This window comes from Bacillus sp. AFS002410, assembly GCF_002556365.1.
In the GTDB taxonomy this organism is placed as follows: domain Bacteria; phylum Bacillota; class Bacilli; order Bacillales; family Bacillaceae_G; genus Gottfriedia.
In genome coordinates this window covers 118,140-138,613 of sequence record NZ_NUEU01000019.1, presented here as the reverse complement: position 1 = coordinate 138,613, position 20,474 = coordinate 118,140, and the positions used below count along the sequence as shown (strand labels likewise).

19 protein-coding genes and 1 riboswitch are annotated in these 20,474 nt (G+C 33.2%); of the genes, 9 read left to right on the top strand and 10 right to left on the bottom strand.

Going from position 1 to position 20,474, the window contains the following annotated elements:
- The first annotated feature begins 30 nt into the window (after window positions 1-30).
- On the top strand, window positions 31-1,020 hold the full coding sequence (locus CN692_RS12885; protein WP_098119566.1) for an NAD(P)-dependent alcohol dehydrogenase: 990 nt from the start codon (window positions 31-33) through the stop codon (window positions 1,018-1,020).
- 62 nt (window positions 1,021-1,082) lie between these two features.
- Here CN692_RS12885 and CN692_RS26165 read toward each other — a convergent pair whose 3' ends face one another.
- Both CN692_RS26165 and CN692_RS12880 read right to left on the bottom strand, forming a co-directional pair.
- The gene (locus CN692_RS26165; RefSeq protein WP_179865669.1) at window positions 1,083-1,247 is read right to left on the bottom strand and encodes a hypothetical protein; all 165 of its coding nucleotides are present in this window, start codon (window positions 1,245-1,247) and stop codon (window positions 1,083-1,085) included.
- A 99-nt stretch (window positions 1,248-1,346) separates the two neighbouring features.
- Window positions 1,347-2,321, bottom strand: coding sequence for a hypothetical protein (locus CN692_RS12880; protein ID WP_098119565.1), 975 nt, complete (start codon window positions 2,319-2,321; stop codon window positions 1,347-1,349).
- A gap of 158 nt (window positions 2,322-2,479) precedes the next feature.
- Here CN692_RS12880 and CN692_RS12875 point away from each other — a divergent pair, with 158 nt between their 5' ends.
- From CN692_RS12875 to CN692_RS12865, 3 genes are all read left to right on the top strand, one after another.
- Window positions 2,480-2,938, top strand: a complete 459-nt coding sequence (locus tag CN692_RS12875; RefSeq protein ID WP_098119564.1) for a MarR family winged helix-turn-helix transcriptional regulator — start codon at window positions 2,480-2,482, stop codon at window positions 2,936-2,938.
- A gap of 213 nt (window positions 2,939-3,151) precedes the next feature.
- Window positions 3,152-4,354: a hypothetical protein gene (locus CN692_RS12870; RefSeq protein ID WP_098119563.1), complete on the top strand. Its 1,203-nt coding sequence runs from the start codon at window positions 3,152-3,154 to the stop codon at window positions 4,352-4,354.
- An 87-nt stretch (window positions 4,355-4,441) separates the two neighbouring features.
- Window positions 4,442-4,541: riboswitch (purine riboswitch) on the top strand.
- Between the two features lie 43 nt (window positions 4,542-4,584).
- Window positions 4,585-5,910: an amidohydrolase family protein gene (locus CN692_RS12865; RefSeq protein ID WP_179874434.1), complete on the top strand. Its 1,326-nt coding sequence runs from the start codon at window positions 4,585-4,587 to the stop codon at window positions 5,908-5,910.
- A gap of 46 nt (window positions 5,911-5,956) precedes the next feature.
- On the opposite strand, the gene CN692_RS12860 is transcribed toward CN692_RS12865, so the two are convergent.
- Window positions 5,957-6,466: a DinB family protein gene (locus CN692_RS12860; protein ID WP_257144025.1), complete on the bottom strand. Its 510-nt coding sequence runs from the start codon at window positions 6,464-6,466 to the stop codon at window positions 5,957-5,959.
- Between the two features lie 109 nt (window positions 6,467-6,575).
- On the opposite strand from CN692_RS12860, the gene CN692_RS12855 reads away from it, so the two are divergent.
- From CN692_RS12855 to CN692_RS12840, 4 genes are all read left to right on the top strand, one after another.
- A complete protein-coding gene (locus tag CN692_RS12855) occupies window positions 6,576-7,610 on the top strand; it encodes a DUF2332 domain-containing protein (protein WP_373605035.1) in 1,035 nt (344 codons plus the stop codon).
- 24 nt (window positions 7,611-7,634) lie between these two features.
- Window positions 7,635-8,057, top strand: a complete 423-nt coding sequence (fosM, locus tag CN692_RS12850) for a FosM family fosfomycin resistance protein (RefSeq protein WP_098119559.1) — start codon at window positions 7,635-7,637, stop codon at window positions 8,055-8,057.
- Between the two features lie 226 nt (window positions 8,058-8,283).
- Window positions 8,284-8,979 carry a pirin family protein gene (locus CN692_RS12845; protein WP_098119558.1) on the top strand — a complete coding sequence of 232 codons (696 nt, stop codon included), beginning with the start codon at window positions 8,284-8,286 and terminating at the stop codon, window positions 8,977-8,979.
- Between the two features lie 41 nt (window positions 8,980-9,020).
- Entirely contained in the window at window positions 9,021-9,446 is a 426-nt protein-coding gene (locus tag CN692_RS12840) for an OsmC family protein (RefSeq protein ID WP_098119557.1), read from the top strand.
- A 604-nt stretch (window positions 9,447-10,050) separates the two neighbouring features.
- Here the strand turns inward: CN692_RS12840 and speE are convergent.
- From speE to CN692_RS12810, 5 genes are all read right to left on the bottom strand, one after another.
- The gene (speE, locus tag CN692_RS26470) at window positions 10,051-12,378 is read right to left on the bottom strand and encodes a polyamine aminopropyltransferase (protein ID WP_218923549.1); all 2,328 of its coding nucleotides are present in this window, start codon (window positions 12,376-12,378) and stop codon (window positions 10,051-10,053) included.
- Window positions 12,378-13,214: an adenosylmethionine decarboxylase gene (speD, locus tag CN692_RS12825; RefSeq protein ID WP_098119556.1), complete on the bottom strand. Its 837-nt coding sequence runs from the start codon at window positions 13,212-13,214 to the stop codon at window positions 12,378-12,380. Before speD ends, speE begins: the two co-directional genes overlap by 1 nt.
- A gap of 212 nt (window positions 13,215-13,426) precedes the next feature.
- Entirely contained in the window at window positions 13,427-14,578 is a 1,152-nt protein-coding gene (locus tag CN692_RS12820) for a glycosyltransferase family 4 protein (RefSeq protein ID WP_098119555.1), read from the bottom strand.
- An 11-nt stretch (window positions 14,579-14,589) separates the two neighbouring features.
- Entirely contained in the window at window positions 14,590-15,123 is a 534-nt protein-coding gene (locus CN692_RS12815) for a phosphatase PAP2 family protein (RefSeq protein WP_098119554.1), read from the bottom strand.
- A 220-nt stretch (window positions 15,124-15,343) separates the two neighbouring features.
- Window positions 15,344-15,871 carry a gamma carbonic anhydrase gene (locus CN692_RS12810; protein ID WP_098119553.1) on the bottom strand — a complete coding sequence of 176 codons (528 nt, stop codon included), beginning with the start codon at window positions 15,869-15,871 and terminating at the stop codon, window positions 15,344-15,346.
- 144 nt (window positions 15,872-16,015) lie between these two features.
- On the opposite strand from CN692_RS12810, the gene CN692_RS12805 reads away from it, so the two are divergent.
- Window positions 16,016-17,110 carry a tetraprenyl-beta-curcumene synthase family protein gene (locus CN692_RS12805; protein ID WP_098119552.1) on the top strand — a complete coding sequence of 365 codons (1,095 nt, stop codon included), beginning with the start codon at window positions 16,016-16,018 and terminating at the stop codon, window positions 17,108-17,110.
- Between the two features lie 105 nt (window positions 17,111-17,215).
- Here CN692_RS12805 and CN692_RS12800 read toward each other — a convergent pair whose 3' ends face one another.
- Window positions 17,216-18,781, bottom strand: a complete 1,566-nt coding sequence (locus tag CN692_RS12800) for an MDR family MFS transporter (protein WP_098119551.1) — start codon at window positions 18,779-18,781, stop codon at window positions 17,216-17,218.
- Between the two features lie 192 nt (window positions 18,782-18,973).
- A complete protein-coding gene (locus CN692_RS12795; RefSeq protein ID WP_098119550.1) occupies window positions 18,974-20,119 on the bottom strand; it encodes a cation:proton antiporter in 1,146 nt (381 codons plus the stop codon).
- Window positions 20,120-20,474 lie beyond the last annotated feature (355 nt).

Here is a 20,474-nt window from a genome sequence, read left to right as displayed (position 1 = left end):
ACTAAATCAAAGTTTTAAATGGAGGAACCTATGAAGGCAATAATTTATACAAAATACGGTCCACCAGAAGTTCTACAGCTAAAAGAAGTTGAAAAACCTACAATAAATGATGATGAAGTGTTGATAAAAATACACGCAACAACCGTAACAGCAGGAGATGTAAAACTACGAGCCTCAGAATTCCCTTTTATGTATTGGCTACCTTCTCGACTTATGTTTGGCCTAACAAAGCCGAGAAATAAAATACCTGGTTGTGAGCTAGCAGGAGAAATCGTCACAGTTGGGAAAAAAGTGAAAAATTTTAAAACAGGTGATCATATTTTCGGGTATAGCGGATTTTCTTTTGGTGCTAATGCTGAATATATTTCTTTACCTGAGCAAGGAGTGCTTACCAAAAAGCCAATTAATATGTCATTCGAGCAAGCTGCAGCTGTGCCTGTCGGGGCAATTACGGCACTACATTTTTTAAGAAGGAGTATTATCCAAAACGGGCAAAGTGTGCTTATTTATGGTGCTTCGGGAAGTGTAGGAACTTATGCGATACAACTCGCAAAATATTTCGGCACAGAAGTTACTGCTGTGTGTAGTACATCAAACTTAGAGTTGGTCAGATCTCTTGGAGCAATAGAAGTGGTAGATTATACAAAGGAAGACGTTACGAAAAGTAGGAAAACTTATGACATTATTTTTGATACGGTAGGCAAGACTTCTTTTTCAGACTGTAAAAAATTACTGAATAAAGATGGGACCTATTTATTAAGTGCAGTATGGAAGCCCTCAGTGTACTTTAAAGCATTTTGGAGTAATTTGACCAGTAATGAAAAAGCCATCCTTGGAGTAGCAAATATGAACAAGGAAGATTTGAATTATATTAAAGCACTTATTGAAGCGGGTAAATTAACATCTGTGATTGATCGGCATTACCCACTTGATCAAATTGCTGAAGCACATCATTATGTAGAACAAGGCCATAAGAAGGGGAATGTAGTAATTAATATTAGGGGTAATAATCAACTTTAAAATCATAATTTAGGAATCCCTCAAAAATTGATTTTGAGGGATTCCTAAATTTGCAATCTTTTTTATAGATTTTCATTTTGCTGTCTTATTTCTTCACCAGCTAAAATCATATTTGCTGTTTCAATTTTGCGAAGTTCATCCACTGAATGACCAGGGTCGAGATTATTAAGGTTCGCTTGTATTTTCATTTGCTCTTCATTTATAAGGGGTTTATTTTGTTTAGTCAAATTATTACCTCCATATATATAGTAGAAACTTGAAGAAATTCTTCATAGTAGTTAGTCTTAACGATTTGACTAACTTCATTCAAAAGATGAAAAATCGATCTACTTGCTTAATTCATGAACTAATTTTTGATAGGTGTAAAAAGCTGGCTTAGGTGAATAATCATCCTTCATAATGCCAAATTGATGAAATAGATCGTCTTTTGAGCTATCAGCATCCCTTAAACCGAAAAATTCATAATGAGTAATATTTAGTTCCTGGCGAAGTGCGTAGACCGTTCGAACAACTTTTTCAAGGACGTCTGATTGCTTTGCATACGATCTTTCTATTTGAATAAACGGATTTTTCCCGGTTGGCCATCCATTTTCCGTAATGTGAATTGGAAGTGTTGTAGGGAATCCATTGCGATTTAATGTCTCTCGAAACTTACGTAGTATATTCTCTACTGAGACTGCAATTTCCTCAATTTCCAGTGGTTCCTCAAATACATCCACATAAAAATTATGACCAACATAATCAATTGAATGAATTAATTCATCCCCACCAATTTTCATTAGGTTCTCCCAAAAATGTGGAATTGTTTTTTCTCCTTCAGGAACCGAACCAAACCCGATTTTAACTTTTAAATTATTTTTTGTTATTTCTTCTTTTGCAATGAGTATTCCTTGTACAAGTGCTTCAAATACATATGGTTTCGATCCATCCATAAACGATAAATTAGGTTCGTTCGTAATTTGAATTGATTCAAGAAAAGGACCATATTCTTTAATTACTTTACGAACGAAATTCAACCAATATTCTAGTGACAGGCTTTGCTCCATAAGGCATCCAATTGTTAAATCACCTAATAACCCAGCGTTCTTATAGCGATTTAAAGAATTAAATACTTTTTCTTCCGTTTCTGGACCCATATAGACTGCATACATTCTAGGTAAAAGCTGTTTAGCATTACCTTTAAGCTCTTTGAGTGCGGATGATATTTTTTCATAATTATCTTCTGGTCCAGTAGCTAATCCTATAGGTGTACCGGCTACGCTAAGGGGATAGATTCCGAAAGTTAATCCGTTTGATTTCATAATACCTCTCCTTTTTTATAGTAAATTATTGTTTACTATTTTAAATATGGTTTATTTGTAAAATGTGGTATAATCTAAACTAAGGTCGAATAAATAATAAACCTTTATTTACTATGTGTCAATTTGGAAATTTTTGTACAGGAAGGTATGAAAGTCGCATGACGAATTCGAAAACACACCAAATAGCAGAGAAATTTATCCAATTACTCCCGCTAGTTTTTAATAAGTTTAACAAGCCAGGTTCAAAAAATTCACTAAAGAATAAACAGTCTGAGTTAACCCATTTGCAAAGTCATATACTTGAGGAATTATTTCAAACACCTGATGGAATCTCACTTACAGAGCTAGCTCAAAATATAAGTATTTCCAAGCAGCAAATGACCCCGTTAATTATGAAATTAGAAGAAAAAGAGTATGTATCCAAAATTCAAGATGCTAATGATAAACGAAGCGTAAAAATTGTACTGACAGAAAAAGGGAAAAAGGTTGTCTCTAAACGTTGGGAAGATTTTTATCATATTTTTATCGAACGGGTTGGGCAGCTTGATGAAGAAGACTTGCTAGATTTAGACTACTCAATGCACAAGATTATACGAATACTTGGGAAAATAGAATAGAGAGTATATTGGAGCGAATGGAGTCAATTTCGGCTCCTTTTTTTTGGCCATTTTCAAGAAATGATTAAGAGAAAATCCTTATTTATTAAAAATTTATAACAGTTAAATATAACTGTTTTGGTAAAAAATGGTAGATTTGTTGTAGTTTAGTAAATATAATTGTAAACGGTATTCATTATTAAGAACTAGAAGATCGTTAATGTTGGAGGAATTATGAAAACAAGGATTTTAATTATCAGCTTTATAGTGGCGCTCTGTTTAGGCGGAGGTTATTGGTTTTATGTATATGCTTGGGATTCTAGTGCGAAAGTGATTGCAAAAGAAGATGAATTAACAAGGACTAGTTTCTTAAAAGATAAACGTGCAGTTATTTACTTTTCAACTACTGCTGATCAAGATATAAATGGAGATGGCTTGAGTTACGCAGTGTTTGTTGATGAAAATGGACAAGCAAAAAGTGCAAAAATGAAAGGTTTAGAACTTGGATCTGTCACAAAAAGTCCGAATCAAGTATTTCTAGAAGATAAAAATCATATTCAAATTCTTGGTGACGAATACAAGGATTTTCAAATGAGGAAAAGCGAATATACTGGGGAACGATCTGGTTATATAAAAGGAAAAGATCTATTCTTTAGTATTTATAACAGTGGATTCAGTAAAACTGGTGGATATAACTCGGATGTTCGTTTTGGAAATAAAAATGGTTTCCAGACAGGCACGATACCTAGCTATATAGTAGCTTCTGGTCTAGTCGGCGAGAATATTTATATCGTAACGAATAATCCAAAAATGCCAAAAGAATTCAACTTACAAGAAGTAGTTTTAAATAATAAAATAGCTATCAAACAATTATGTAAATTTGAAACAAAAGATGAAGTAAGCCCAGATTCACAAGTATTAGCGGATCAACATTTTTATTACATAATCGCTTCAAATGCATCAAGTGATGAACATAACAAGGACGAAATTCTGTTAAGGATTGATAAGAAAACATTTAGATTAGACACATTGCCACTTGTACACTATTCTAATATTGAAGATGTTAGAAGCACGATCGTCTATAATACTAAACAGTCTGCATATCTTTTTAACGGTGAGCTTTTTTATATTGATGGATTAGGTGATGTTTATACATTTAATACAGAAACTGAACAAGTCCAAAAGAAATTTTCATTGATCGATGCAGACAAAACAGTATTGTATTATAACGAACAAGTTTATTTTCAAGGTAATTACGTCTATTATTTTAGAAATAATCCTAAAAATAATAAATTTTCAATTGAGGTTTACAATCTCAAAACAGGAAAATTAGAAACACATCAAGAGATTAAAGGAATAAACGAGATCATGACTCAAGTGACTAAAAAAGGTAAATCAATTTATGCATATAGTTTTATGATGTTAAAGGGTGCTTAAAAGACAAATTGATCTTATTAGCTCGCATTTAAAATACCAATTTATAGAAATTCTTGAACTTTACTAATTAATCGTTTAATATGATTTTATATAAAAACATAAACCAATTGTATAACCTCATTGATATGGTATGAGGGTCTCTACCAGGAACCGTAAAATCCTGATTACGAAAAAGAATGTAATGTATTTACATCCTTCTTCGTAATCAGGATTTTTTTTATTTTCTAATAATTAAGGGGGAAAAAATAATGAAAACAGTTTATATAAATGCAACGATTTTTACAATGGATAAGGAAAATCAAATTTTTGATAACGGTATGATGATTGTAGAAGATCAATTAATTACTTATGTTGGAAACCATTCTGAAGAGTTAATGAAGGATGCTGATCAAGTAGTTAATCTTCAGGGGAAATGGGTGATGCCAGGTCTTGTAAATACGCATTCTCATATACTCATGACACTTTTACGTGGGATTGGGGATGACATGTTATTAAAGCCTTGGCTAGAAACAAAAATATGGCCGATTGAAAGACAATATACGACTGAGATTGCTTCAGTAAGTGCACAACTAGGTATTTTGGAAATGGTAAAGTCAGGAACTACTACGTTCTCTGATATGTTTAACCCTAATGGTATCGATCCAAATGTTGTAATGGAGACAATTGGTGAAACTGGAATTCGCGGGGCATTTTCATATTCAATATTTAGCTTTGGAACAGAAGAAGAGCAAAGAATGAATCTAAAAGGTGCTGAGCAGTTTTCAATTGATTATAAAAACTTTGCTAATGGCCGTTTGACAACGATGGTTGCACCTCATAGTCCATATGCTTGTACTCCTGAAGCTTTAATTGAGAGTGCGCGTATCGCAAAAGAAAATGACTTAATGATGCACATTCATGTATCTGAAACAGATTATGAAATTCAAGATATCCAAACTCGTTATTCGAATCGTCCTGTCGAACATCTTCGAAAATTAGGTGTATTTAATCAACCGACAGTCATGGCTCACGGTGTAGTACTAAATGATGAAGAAAGAGCAATCTTAAAGGAATACGATGTACGTGTTGCTCATAATCCAATTAGTAATTTGAAATTAGGTTCTGGCGTAGCGGATGTTATTAGTCTACTAGGAGCAGGAGTAAAAGTCGGTATCGCAACTGATAGCACAGCATCAAATAACAATCTTGATATGTTTGAAGAAGTAAGAACTGCTGCATTGCTACAAAAAGGGATGTATAAAGATGCTACGAAATTCTCGGCACAAACGGCATTAACCTTGGCTACTCGCGGTGGCGCAGAAGTGATTGGAATGGGTCATACTGGCTCCCTTGAAGCAAATAAGAAAGCAGACTTTATTACAATTTATCCATTTGATAAAGAACATTTACAACCATTAAGTAATGCGTATTCACACTTACTATACGCTGCACGTGGAAGCGATGTATGTGATGTTTTTATTGATGGAAAAGCAATCGTAAAAGATCGAATTTCTTTAACAATCGATGAGGAAAAAGTAATCGCTGAAGCAAATCGTTTACAAAGTCGTTTTTCATAAAATTAAAAGGGAAAGAGCAGGACAAGTTTCCTGCTCTTCTTTTCATTTAAAGATAACGTTCGTTGATGATTTTTAAGTGATGTAATTCATGACCTGCAATAATATAAGCAATAGCTCTTGGTGTTGTTGGGTGATTTAATACTGTACCCTCAAGTTCTAATGTTTCATCAGATAAATTTGCTAACAAAGATAAAGTAGCTAGACGTACAGTTTCATATTCATTAATAATTTGCTCTAACTCGAGACGATTAAATTTTGCATTTTCATTATAAGCATTTTCATCAAAAGATGGTAAAGGAGATTGGTCTCCTCTTGCAATTGCCAATAGACGATAGCACATGATTCGTTCGCAATCTACTAAATGTCCAAGGACTTCTTTAATACTCCATTTATCTTCTGCGTAACGATACTCAGATTTTTCTTTAGAGATTGCCTTAAAAAAGCTAATGGATTCCTCTAATTGCTTTCGTAAAATATCCCGTAAGTGACCTTCAGGAACTAGGCCAATATAACCTTTAAAGTGTGGGTTATATTCGTTTGATTCTGGTCTGGACATCAAATTAATCACCTCAAAGTTTTTATTTAAAATCAACACTCGTAGTACAATAAGCAAATTATACCTTATTATGTATATAGAAGTTTGAAAAATTAAAATATTAAGGATGATTGAGATGAATAATCAGCTGAAGCAACGTTTTAAACAATTCGCAAAATATGAATGTGAAAATTCTAGTAGCTTATATGAATATTTATCATTAAAAATTGCAGAAGACGAAGAAGTACTTGATCTGTGTTCTTATGCTCAAGACGGTCAGCCTGTTCCTAATTTATTATTTGGTTCGGTTCATTATTTATTAATGTCTGGTAAACCTCATCCGTTAAAGGAATTCTATCCAAGTTTAGTAGATGCTCCAAAAGGATTTAAAGACTCCTATCTATATTTCCAGGATTTTTGTAAAAAGTTTAGAAATGAAATTATTCATTTGATCCAAACGAAAATGGTCCAAACGAATGAAGTTAGACGTTGTGCTTATCTTTATCCATGCTTCTCTTATATTTATAAAAAGGTCAATAAACCGATATCATTAATCGAAATAGGAACAAGTGCTGGACTTCAGCTATTATGGGATCAATACAAGTATTCTTATAATTTAAGTGAAGAACTTTATGGGAAATTAACATCCAAAGTTCTAATTCAATCAGAAGTAAAAGATAAAACACCAGCTATGCTCTCATTATTAGATACGGCGCCTCCAGTTGTTGATCGATATGGAATAGACCTACATATTAATAATCTATCAAACGAAGAAGACTATTTATGGCTAAAAGCCTTAATTTGGCCAGAGCATATTGAACGAAGAGAATTATTTGAAAAAGCCGTTAACTGTATGAAGGAAAATGAAATCAATTTAATAGAAGCAGATGGAGTTAAAATCATTCCAGAGGTAGTTAAACAACTATCAAATGATTCCATTCTATGTATTTTTCACACACATGTGGCAAATCAAATACCAGTTGAAGGAAAACAAAGTTTACTACAAACTGTAGAAGATATTAGTAAAAAACGAGATGTATTTCATCTATATAATAATATTTGGGATCGAAAACTACATATGGACTACTACATTGATGGGATTAAGTATGAGAAAGTAGTAGGGGAAACTGAAGGTCATGGGAAATGGTTTGAATGGAGCATTTAAAACGCTATGAAATGAGGGAGTATGATGGAGATTAAAGGAATCAATCATTTGTTATTTTCTGTATCAAATCTAGAAAAAGCGATCGATTTCTATAAGAATGTATTTAATGCAACTTTATTAGTGAAGGGTAGAACAACTGCATATTTTGATTTAAATGGTATTTGGCTTGCTTTAAATGAAGAAAAGAATATATCTAGAAATGAAATTCATCAATCTTACACACATATGGCTTTTACAATTGATGAAGAAGACTTTGAAAAAATGTACGATAAATTGCTAGAACTTAATGTAAATATATTGAATGGTCGCGAAAGAGATCAAAGAGATAAACAATCAATTTATTTTACAGATCCAGATGGACATAAGTTTGAATTTCATACAGGGACTTTGCAAGATCGAATTAATTATTATAAGCAAACAAAACCCCATATGGATTTTTATATTTGAAAGAGAAAGTTTTGATAAACTTTCTTAAAAAAATATCTTGAATTAAAGATAAAATTTGATACAATATAAGTAAGAGTTAGACTAACTTAATAAATTATATATAGTAAAAACGAAGTTAATTGTAGACGGTAATCAAATAAGCACATAGATTTTTTTGGTTTAATATCTCGAATTAAAGATAATGTTGAGTGTGGAATTTATTATTAAAATTAAAGGAGCGATAAACATGTTCGAAAAAATCAATAGTAAACAATTAGGTCACGCAGATCACGGTTGGTTAAATACAATTCATCATTTTTCATTTGCAAATTATTATGATCCTAACAATATGAATTTTGGTGTACTAAGAGTATTAAATGATGATTTAATTAAAGCTCACAGAGGCTTTGGTACTCATCCACATAATGATATGGAAATTATAACTTATGTCATAAACGGGAAATTAACTCACGCTGACAGTATGGGAAATAAACATGAAATTGGACGTGGTGATGTTCAATACATGAGTGCAGGAACAGGTGTGTATCACAGTGAACACAATTTAGGTAAGGATCCACTACGATTAATTCAATTATGGATTATTCCTGACAAAGCAGGTCATACTCCAAATTACGGTGACTTAGTTTCAGATTGGGAAGATAGAGTTGGAAAATGGTATCATATGGTATCTCCAGTTGATGGAAATGCCCCAATTAAAATTCACCAAGATGCAAATATTTACTCACTTGCATTAAATGAAAATGAAGAAATTTCTTTTGAGATAAATAATGGTCGTCAAGCGTATTTAGTCTTATTAGAAGGAAATGCAGTTGTAAATGGAGAACTACTAGAAGCTAGTGATGCTGCGAAAATCATTGAAGAAAATATCAAAATTAAATCAAAAGATTTTTCACATTATTTAGTAGTAGAAATGAAAAAATAAAATAGATGTAGTGATTTAAGTTTTGAAAGGGGAAGTATCTGATGAAAACAAGTATTAAATGGGACGGAAAATTAGCCTTTTCAGGAACTGCACCGTCTGGCCACGAAATCAAAATGGATACTGCTGAGTCTTTAGGTGGGGAGAATAGCGCACCTACTCCAGTTGAATTATTAATTAATGCTGTCGCAGGATGTACAGCGATTGATATTGTATTAATCCTTGAAAAAATGAGATTAAAATTGACTTCATTCGAAGTTGAAGTAAATGGTGATCGAGCAGAAGAGCATCCTAAACGATTTACTGACATCCATTTGCACTATATATTAGGCGGAGAATTGGATACAGAAAAAGTTCGAAAAGCAATCAAATTATCAAAAGATAAATATTGTTCGGTTGCTCATTCATTGAACGCTAATATAACAGCCAGCTTTACGATGAATGGAACGAAGGATGAAGAAATTCTGTAATATTGATCGTAGCTGTCTCCTTTGAGGCAGCTTTTTTTGTTAGGTAATGCGAACATTTTGTGTACTTTGTTCATAAAGCTTTGAACTCGGTTCATAAAATAGAGGGTTTTGTGCATAAAGCGTAGTTTTTTGTTCATAAGGTAATGAATTTTGTGCATAAGCTGTTTTCTGTCATTTATTGAAGGCTCTGCAAGTAAAATACAACGAAAGTTAAAACTGAAAATACGAACACTATATGAACTTTGTTGATAAAGTTGTGAACTTCGTTGATATATTGGGTATTCTCGTTGATAAATGCCTTATTCTCGTTGATATATTGGTTGTTCTCGTTGATAAATGCCTTATTCCCGTTGATAAATTGCTTATTTCCTTTGATAAATGCCTATTCTCGTTAATAAATGCCTATTCTCTTTGATATATTGCTTATTCCCGTTGATAAATGCCCTATTTTCGTTGATATATTGCTAAACTCCACTATTCAATTTTTATAGGTGGCTTAATTTTCGCCACGACTCGCCTTTTAGATAGAAGCGTTAATAAAACAGGCAAACTTTTATAAAACAACAAAAAAACCAGCAAAAACAACTTTGCTGGTCTTCTTCAATTACTCATCATGATCCAACTGTTTCTTTACATAAGTAGGGAGCATAAAGCATCCAACATGTAAGTCAGTATTATAATACTTTGTTTCGAGACCTAGCTTATTCCATTCATCGGCTTTAACGTCTTTAATAGGGTCGTATTTTTTTGATGCAAACCCGAAGAGCCAGTGTCCGGATGGGTAGGTTGGCATATGGAATTGGTATACTTTTGAAATAGGGAATGTTTCCTTTATTTTTGAATGAGCTCGTTTCATTTCGTGCGCGTAACTAGCGTAGTATGGACTTTCATGTTGATTAATTAGGATGCCTTCTTCACTTAATACACGTTTGCAGTTGTTGTAGAAGGCTACTGTAAATAGTCCTTCTCCTGGCCCAATTGGATCAGTTGAGTCTACTAAAATTAGATCGTAATATCCTTCTTCAGCTTCTTGGACGAATTTTAGGCCGTCTTCGAAATATAAGGTTAAGCGGTCATCTTGATCTAATTTTGAAGCTGTTAATGGTAGGTATTGTTGGCACAGTCTTACAACTCGTTCATCAATTTCGACCATATCTACAACTTCTACATTTTTGTAACGTAATACTTCTCGAGCGGTACCGCCGTCGCCGCCACCGATAATTAATACTTTTTTAATTTGTGGGTTAACAGCCATTGATACATGCGTAATCATGTCATGGTAGATAAATTCATCTTTTTCAGTAACCATCATATAGCCATCGAGCGTAAAGAATGTTCCAAATGTTTCACTTCTAAAGAAATCGATTTGTTGAAATTCACTTTTTTCAGAATGGATATGTTCCTGAACTTTGATGGAGAATTTCGTATCTTCTTGATGGTTCTCTGTGTACCATAAATCCATTAAATTTTCCTCCAAACTTCGATCGACGACTTTGATTACATAAGGATCATCATCATCATTAATTGTGATTGTTCCTTCTTCTTTTAAATAAAGATAATGCTGAATCAATTCGGTTGAAATTAGTTCGCCCGGTATGCAAAGAGGGATACCAGGAGGGTAAATCATAATGGATTCACCACTAATTAAGCCGCTAGCATCGTGAATTGAGATAATTCGCTTTGGATGATAGTATGCTTCCCTTGGTGTCATAACCATTTTAGGATTTTTTAGTGCAACACTTATATCAGTCTCAAGCTTTGGCAGTTTTCCGTAATGGCGGTCACTAATATCTCTTAACGCATTAATTAATGTCCGAATCGTATCTTCATTATCACCTAATGAAATAATTGCTAAGATGACATTAGGTTCTGCAAGTTCGATTTGAATTTTATATTCTTCGGCAAGCATGTCGTATACTTTAAAACCAGACAGTCCAAGATCAGATACTTTAACAACAAGCTTTAGCTCATCGTAATCGAAAACACCAACACCATTCCGATATGAATCTTGAGTTATACATTTTAATCCTTTAATGGTGTTAATTTCTTCTTTAGCTTTCTTCGTTAAATTCAGTAATTTTTCAAAGCGTTCCTGACCTTCTAAAACTAATTTCTTTCTTGCAACATCAATTGAACACATGAGTAGATATGAAGCAGATGTTGTTTGAAATAAATTAATTGTAGAGCGGACTCTATTTTTCGTAATTAACCCATCATTATGCAATAAAACTGACGCTTGTGTTAAAGCACCGCCAGTCTTATGCAAACTAAGGGTAACTAGGTCAGCACCAAGTAGGGCAGCATTACTTGGTAAATCAGGGTGAAACGAAAAGTGAGCACCGTGGGCTTGGTCTACTAAAACAGGTATCCCTCGAGAATGACCTATGTCGATAATTTGTTTTAAATCCGACGTTGCTCCAAAATAAGTTGGATTAATGATCAGGATTGCTTTAACATCTGAATTTAAATCTAAAGCATGGAGAACAGATTTTACTGAAACACCATTTACAATTCCATATTCATAATCAATTTCTGGCTCAATAAATACTGGTTTGGCTCCTGCCAAAATTAAAGCATTTATTGCAGATTTATGTACATTCCTCGGTAAGAGAATTTTATCTCCATGTTCAAGGGCACTCATAATCATATATTGAACACCAGAAGTCGAACCATTTACCAACATATAAGCATGATCGGAATGAAAAGCATCTGCTAGTAAAGTTTCCGCTTCTTGAATTACACCTGTTGGATGCGATAAGTTATCAACACGCTTTGAAGAGTTAACATCCATTTTAAGAGCCATTTCACTCCAAAGTTCTCTTAATTCCTCCAGTGAATTTCCCCTTTTATGCCCGGGAACATCGAAGCTTGTAATGTCCTCCTTTGCATAACGGACTAATTCCGTTAAAAGCGGTGTTTTACTGTGATCCATCATCCATCTATATCCTCCACATCAGGACCATTCCAAAGGTTTTTTCCGTAAAAAATCTCATCCATTTCATATTTCACTTTTTCTTCAATTTCTTTAATCTCATTTTCGTCTAATTTATCTTTTGTGTAGCCAAAAAGATAGTTATCTAAATTAAATTGTTTCAACTTACATTTCGTATGAAAAATATTTTCTTGAAACACATTCACATCGATCATTTGATACATATCCTTAATTTTTTGAGGAAAGTAGTTTTGAATTGAGTTAATATCATGATCAATAAATAATTTATAACCGCTCACATCGCGAGTAAAGCCTCGAACTCGATAATCAATTGTCATAATATCAGCATCAAATTGGTGGATTAAATAGTTTAAAGCTTTTAAAGGAGAGATTTCTCCACAAGTAGAGACATCGATATCAGCTCTAAACGTACTAATTCCATCATCTGGATGATATTCAGGATAAGTATGAACGGTAATATGACTTTTATCTAAAGCGGCAACTACTAATTCTGGTAATGGACCAGGTGATTCGGAAAACGTTTCAGAGGATGGGTTATCAACTGGACCTTCTGAAACAAGAATCGTAACACTTGCGCCTTGAGGGTCATAATCTTGTTTTGCAATATTTAAGATGTGCGCGCCAATAATATGCGTAACTTCAGTTAGTATTTTTGTTAAACGGTCAGCGTTATATTGATCATCGATATACTGAATATATGCTTCTCGTTCTTCTTTAGTTTTTGTAAAGCAAATATCATACATATTAAAACTTAATGATTTCGTTAAGTTATTAAAACCGTATAGTTGAAAATTATTTGACGATGAAATATTCATCTATTTTCCTCCTAGTTTTACAAAGTAAAAATATACGTACGAAAAGTAAAAACGACCTTGCAGGTAATCGCTTTTGTAACTAGTCAATATGTATTGTTTGTTTTTGAATTATTCATTATTCACTCAAAGTTGTTGATTAAAGATATACTTGAAGATTAAACCACTTTTCGTTTAATTTTAAATATTCAGAAAAAAGAAAGCCTAAAAATTTATCAGGCTTTCTTTGATAATAGAATTGGGGGCTGTGGTGAAATAATCATTTCAAACTCCATTACTAATTTATTGAAAATACTATTCCAGTCTTGTGTTAGCGCATAATCCCTTGCCTTTTTTGACATATGCTTTAACAGTTCAGTGCCTTGTAAGCAACCCTCAATTGCATTGCAAAAAGACGATAAATTTTGAGGTTCACAAAGAATACCAGTTGAATAATCTCGAATTATATTTTTTACTCCACCTGCATTAGCTCCAATTACTGGGGTACCGCATGCCATTGCTTCGAGCACTACATTTCCAAAGGTTTCTGTATCAGATGGAAAGACCATTAAATCACACATGCCGTATATTTCAACTAATTCACTTTTTTGAAGATAGCCAGTGTAAATGATGTGCTCGGTACCCGTTTTTTTTATCATTTCTTCTTTTTTTGGGCCGTCTCCTACGATTAACCATGTCAAATTATGTCCAAATCGTTGTTTCGTATAACTAATGATTTTAGATAAAGTTTCTAAATCTTTTTCAGGTGCAATTCTTCCAACAAAACAAATCGTATATTTTGAAGTAATATTATATTTTTGTTTAATTTCATTCTGATTAGTATTCGGGCGAAATATGGAACAATCCACACCATGAGTCCAAAGTGAGAGATTATTAAACCCTTTTGTAACTAGATGGGTTAGAGTATCTTTTGAAGGAACAAATATTTTTTGTGATGGTTTATGAAACCAATCTAAATACTTCCATAGAATATTCTCTAAAAACGTTAAATTATAATATTGGAGATAATGATCAAAATTTGTATGATATGAAGCAACTAAAGGAAGTTTCATTTTTTTTGCAATATATAGGCCACTTAATCCTATTGTAAATGGTGTAGCTATATGAATAATATCAGGTTTAAATTCCTTAAGCGTTTTTTTTATTTTAGAAAGATTAGGAAATGAAATCTTGCATTCAGGATAAATTTTAAGCGGTACTGATTTTAGTCTTGTCACATCCTCAGTAGACGGTAAATCGAAAACTTGAGGGGAAAATACATGGTAAGAATGCCCATTTTCTTTTAAATAATTAGTAAAACGATTTAAGGTTTTTGCAACACCATTAACTTGAGGGATATAGGTGTCTGAAAATATAGCTACTCTCATAATGTTCCTCCTCATATATGATAGATAAAAAATTGTGTAATAAATGTAGTAATTGTTCCGAGTAATATACCGAAAAACACATCTGAAGGATAATGTAAGCCAAGATAAATTCGAGAGAAAGCAACACACAATACTAAAGGGATTAAAATAATGGCTGTAATCGGTAAATAAATCATAATTGGTAACGCAATAGAAATGATTGCCGTTGTATGACCAGAAGGAAAGGAATGATCCTTTAAAGGATTTTTTGGAACAAAAGTACCTTCTAGTTTTAAATATGGTCTTTTACGAGGGTAAAAGCGTTTAAGAAAATGTACAGGAATGTGGCTAATAGTAAGGGTGCAACAACATAGAATGGCAGCTTCGTGTAATGCGCCTTTTGAATAAAGGATTAAAATAAATGCTGATGCGATCGTAAAAATAGCTCCACCTAGATGTGTAATATTACTAAAGAAAAAGTTCAAGTAACGCTTATGGAACAATGAATTAACGCGATAAAATAAAAGGCATTCATATGTGTGAATCATTTGAAGAAATGCGTTCATTTTTCATCCTCCATTTAGTGATTGTTGTAACTTCATTATAAAAAGTGTTTATGGATTTAATTAGAAGCTTTTGTAAATGAATAATTTAGATATGTAAATTTTTAATAAATGGATTGGAGTAAGGGGAGGGGGGCGTGCATGGACCTAAGTCTGGTGAATTGGTGAAAATATCCAATAAATAGAAAAAAGAGAAGAAATAAGATTCTTCTCCTTTTCGTGATTATTTTGAAAGATTTTCTTCTTCTACTTTTTTATAGTATTGACCTTTTTCAATGTATTCTCTGCGAATACGATCCATGTCGACAATGTCTTCTTCTGTTAATTCACGAACTACTTTTGCAGGTCTACCAAAAGCTAAAGTATTAGGAGGTATTACTTTTCCACCTGGAACTAAGCTACCTGCACCAATCATTGCGCCTTCGCCAATTTCAGCACCGTCTAAAACGATTGAGCCCATACCAATCAATGCATTTTTTTTAACTGTACAGCTATGTAATATAACACTATGTCCGATAGTTACGCCATCTTCAAGTATTAGAGGGCATTTTGGACTTTGGTGAAGAACAGATAAGTCTTGAACGTTTACATCATTCCCGATAATTGTATCATTTACGTCGCCACGAATTACTGCTCCAAAAAATACACTACTATTTGCTCCAATTGTGACAGAACCGGTAACAGTTGCAGTTGAAGCGATAAAAGCTGATGGTTCGATTTTGGGTTGAATCCCTTTGTATGGTAATATCATACTATACCGTTGCCAAGCATATAAAAATCATTTTGTATATAAAACTTCCTCAGCAACGAAGTTCACCTCCATAATATATACTTCAATATGAGTATAACTTATTTTAACGATATGTAATTAAAGAAAATAGGGAGGAGTGAAAAAATGTCACTACCTAAAAATCCGATTCAATTAATGCCAAAAGTTTATAAATCAGTCTTTCCTCTTGTGCACCAAGAATTAGACTACTGGAGAGATTTTGCAACGAATATCCCAGATCCCGAACTAAGAAAACAAGCGTTAATGAGTATCGATACAAAAACATTTCATTGTGAAGGTGGTGCAATTTTAGCATTACTTTCTGAAAAAAATCTAAAACCAGTCATTGAGTTTATCGTTGCGTACCAAACAATTAGTGATTACTTAGACAATCTATGTGACCGTAGTACTTCACTGGATCCTGTTGATTTTGAAGCATTGCATGAGTCGATGATTGATGCTGTGAAATGTCAAAAATCTGATCAATTATATTATCGCTATAGAGAAGAGCAAGATGATGGTGGCTATCTTAAAGCACTAGTTGCAAAATGTCATAGTAGTTTAAAGCAATCTAAGCATTACGATGGAATTAAAGATTATTTAGTTCAACTTGCTGATTACTATTGTAAATTACAAATACATAAGCACGTCAAACTAGAAGAGCGAGTTCCTAGATTAACGAATTGGTTTGAAAAATACCAGCCAGAGCTTTCTGATTTAGAATGGTATGAATTCTCTGCTTGTGCAGGTTCAACTTTAGGCATCTTTTGTTTAGTGTCCTATTCGTTTAATGAACCAATCTCCAAGAATTTATTTGAACAAGTTTATAAGAGCTATTTTCCATATGTTCAGGGCCTTCATATATTACTAGATTATGTAATTGATCAAAAGGAAGACGAAGAAGGCGGAGACTTAAATTTTTGCAGTTATTATCCATCTAAAGAGGTTATGTTAAAGCGAATTGAGTATTTTTCAACTAAAAGTAATCAAGCATTAAAGGATTTAAAAGACTATCGTTTTCATAGAATGATTTGTCAAGGATTACTCGGAATTTACTTGGCTGATAAAAAAATGGCAGGACCAGATGAAATGAAAAGGATTAGACGAGGGATTGTTAAGAACGGTGGTTTAACGTCATTCTTTTTCTACGGAAATGCTAAGTTATATTTTAAATTAAAAGAATTAAAAGCGGGTAGCAAAAGAGTAAAGGCATCAGTTTAAATGATAATGTTTCATTAGTTAATAAAAAGTAATGCTAAATATACAAAAAAAGCCTTAGCTTCATTTTCGAGAGCAAAGGCTTTTTTTGATGTTATTACCTGTTATTTATATCTGTTCTTTAACAATGTTTTCTTCTAGTATTTCTTCTTCATCTGATTTTGTAGATAAAACTTCTTTTTTCAAAAACCAAGTTAAGACAAAGGCAATGATCGCGATGATAAATGAGAACATGTAAATATGCTGGAATGATTCAATGAATAATGTTTTAATTTGTGTTAATAGTTCAGTTGGTAACCCTTGAGGAACACCAGCACCAGCTAAACCTTTCATATTTGAAGCCATGCTTTCAGGAAGTTTATCTCCTAAGCTTTGTAATTTGGTTATAAGTGTCGATGATAGTAAATTACCAAAAAGACTTACTCCGACTGTAGCACCGATCGTTTGGAATAATGGAACAGTCGAAAGAGCAATTCCTTTATTTTCTTTTTCAACAGACTCTTGAACAATGAGGTTATCTCCACCAAATAATACTCCTAACCCAAGACCTGTTATGAAAAAGAAGATAATTATTTGAATAATAGTTGTATGAATACTCATATGAGAAAACAGGTAGAATCCGATGATCGGCATAATAAATGCAATACCAAATAGTTCACGGTAGCGCACTTTTGTTAGTAGAAATCCACTGATCATAGCTGACCCAACTGCTCCTACCATCATTGGTAATGTCAAGTAGCCGGCCTGCGTTGGAGTAAGTCCTAGCACGTTTTGTGCAAAATATGGGAAGGAAGAAAATGATCCCATTAAGCCGATTCCAACTGTAAAGACAATTAAAGATAATACAAGTATGTTACGGTTTTTAAACAAATGCAGTGGAACAATTGGTTCTTTTACTTTCGACTCGACCCAAATAAAAACGCCAATTAAAACGGCTCCTAAACAAAGAAGACCAACAATTAATGGGGACCCCCAAGTGTAACCATTATTTTCAACAAGAACTGGTGTGATTAACAATGAGACAATTGTAGCAACTAATAAAAATGCCCCGCCCCAATCAATAACGACTTGTTTCTTCATTGTTGTTTCACGTAATCCACTTGCAAGAAGAAGTGCAGCTATAATACCAACAGGGATATTAACAAAGAAAATCCAATGCCAATTTACTTGATCTACGAAATATCCGCCCATTAATGGTCCTAATAACATAGGAATAAACATGATTGGTCCCATAAATCCTTGGACTTTGGCACGCTGCTCAACTGGAAATAAATCACTTGAAATGGTCATAGCAAGCGGCATTAAGCCTCCCGCACCTAAGCCTTGAATTCCGCGTCCAATAAGGAGAAGTGTCATTGAATGTGAAAACCCACAGACAATCGAGCCACCTATGAAAAAGGCCATACTTATTAAATATATTTTTTTGCGCCCCATTAAATCTGCTAATTTCCCCAATATTGGCATGAATGCAGACATGGTTAACATATACACACCACCGACCCAACCATACATGGCTAGTCCGCCTAAATCACGGATAATTGTCGGCATTGCTGTATTAACAACTGTTTCATCCAGCTCGGAAAAAATCAGTCCAATTATTAAACCCATCATCACCAGTATTTTTCTGCTCTTATTAGCTAAAACTGGTTCTTTATATTTTGAAATGCTTTCCATCTCTATCTAAATCCTTTCAACATTTGATAAGCGAATTATATAAACTGATTATGAACAAAATATGAATTTTGAAATGGAAATTTTTAAAAGTCTTCTTTCTAATGAATCACGCCAAAAAAAATAAAGCAATTGTATCGGAACTATACAAACTGCTTTCATTTCTTTTTTCTTTTTTCTTTACGATCTTGTGGCTCAGGATGTTGAAACTTTATTATTTTCTGTAAAAAATAACTTCATAAGTGGTGGGGTTACAATGGTTGTGATGAGCACAACTATAACAAGAATCGCAAACATTTCTTTAGTTAACAGATTATTTGCTAAACCTGTTGATGCCATGATAAGTGCGACTTCCCCTCGCGATACCATAGCTGAACCGATTCCTAATGAATTTTTAGTTGGAAATCCAGCAAGTTTTGCTCCCAATGCTCCACCAATTAGTTTAGTTAAAAGGGCAATCATACTTAGAATAATAATAGTTGGAATTGAATGACTTAACCCTGTAAATTGAACTGATACACCAATTAATGTGAAAAAGACAGGTACAAATATAGAGTATGCAATTGTTTCGACCTTTTCAAAAACTTCTTGCTTAAACTTAGTAACGGAAATCGAAATCCCCGCGATATAAGCACCAATTATTGCAGCAATACCAGTTTTGTCTGCGAAGGCTGAGAATAGAAAACAAATGATTAAAGCAGCAGAGATTAATGTTTCTGAAACATTTAGTTTAATAAATTTTTTTAGGAACCATGGTACAATCTTCCAACCAATTAAGATGGCAAATGTAAAAAATATAAACTTTTTAAATAGAAGAATTGGTAGGCTAACTGCACTCCCGCTGAAACTCATTACAAACGCTAATGCAATAATGACAACAATATCGTCGATTACGGCGGCACCTAAAATTGTTGCTCCTTCTTTAGTCTTTAGTTTTCCTATTTCTTTTAGTGTGGCAACTGAAATACTTACACTAGTTGCAGAAAGAATCAGACCTAAAAAAATAGCTTCAAATTGGCTTAAATTAATAGCAATTCCATAAAGATAACCTGAAAATAACGGGAAAATTATGCCTAAAAATCCTACTAAAGAAGAGGCTTTACCAGTTCTTTTAAATTCATTAATATCAGTTTCTAAACCAGCAATGAACATGAGTAGAATAACGCCAATTTCACTCATTTCATGCAATGTTTCCGTTTCTGTAATAATACCAAGAACAGCTGGACCAAGGATGATCCCTATTAACAGCTTACCTAGTACTGCAGGTTGACCAAGTTTAGTACTTAAATCCCCAAAAATTTTAGAGGCAATCAAAATTATCGCCAGTTGCACATAAAGCATATCTCCATCTCCTATCTGATCGCATAAAAAAAGAACCTGCCACTATAGGGTATGTAAATAAAGTACATACTAATCCCTATAGTGACAGGCTCCTCCGAACGATGCATTTAATTACTATAAGTATAAACCGAAATTAAATACGAAAACAAGCTAAAGTAAGTAAATGGTAACAATTTAAGTAGAAACTTAGTTTAATAGAATCAATAAAATAAGCGAGAAAAAATAAGCAAAGTGTAGGAGTATAAATGAAATTGCACTTTTAATTTTTCGTAAGCATAACATATATTTTAAAATGAAATTATGTAGAAAAATTAAGATCATACTCCCAAAAAAACCATAAAAATAGCCATATATT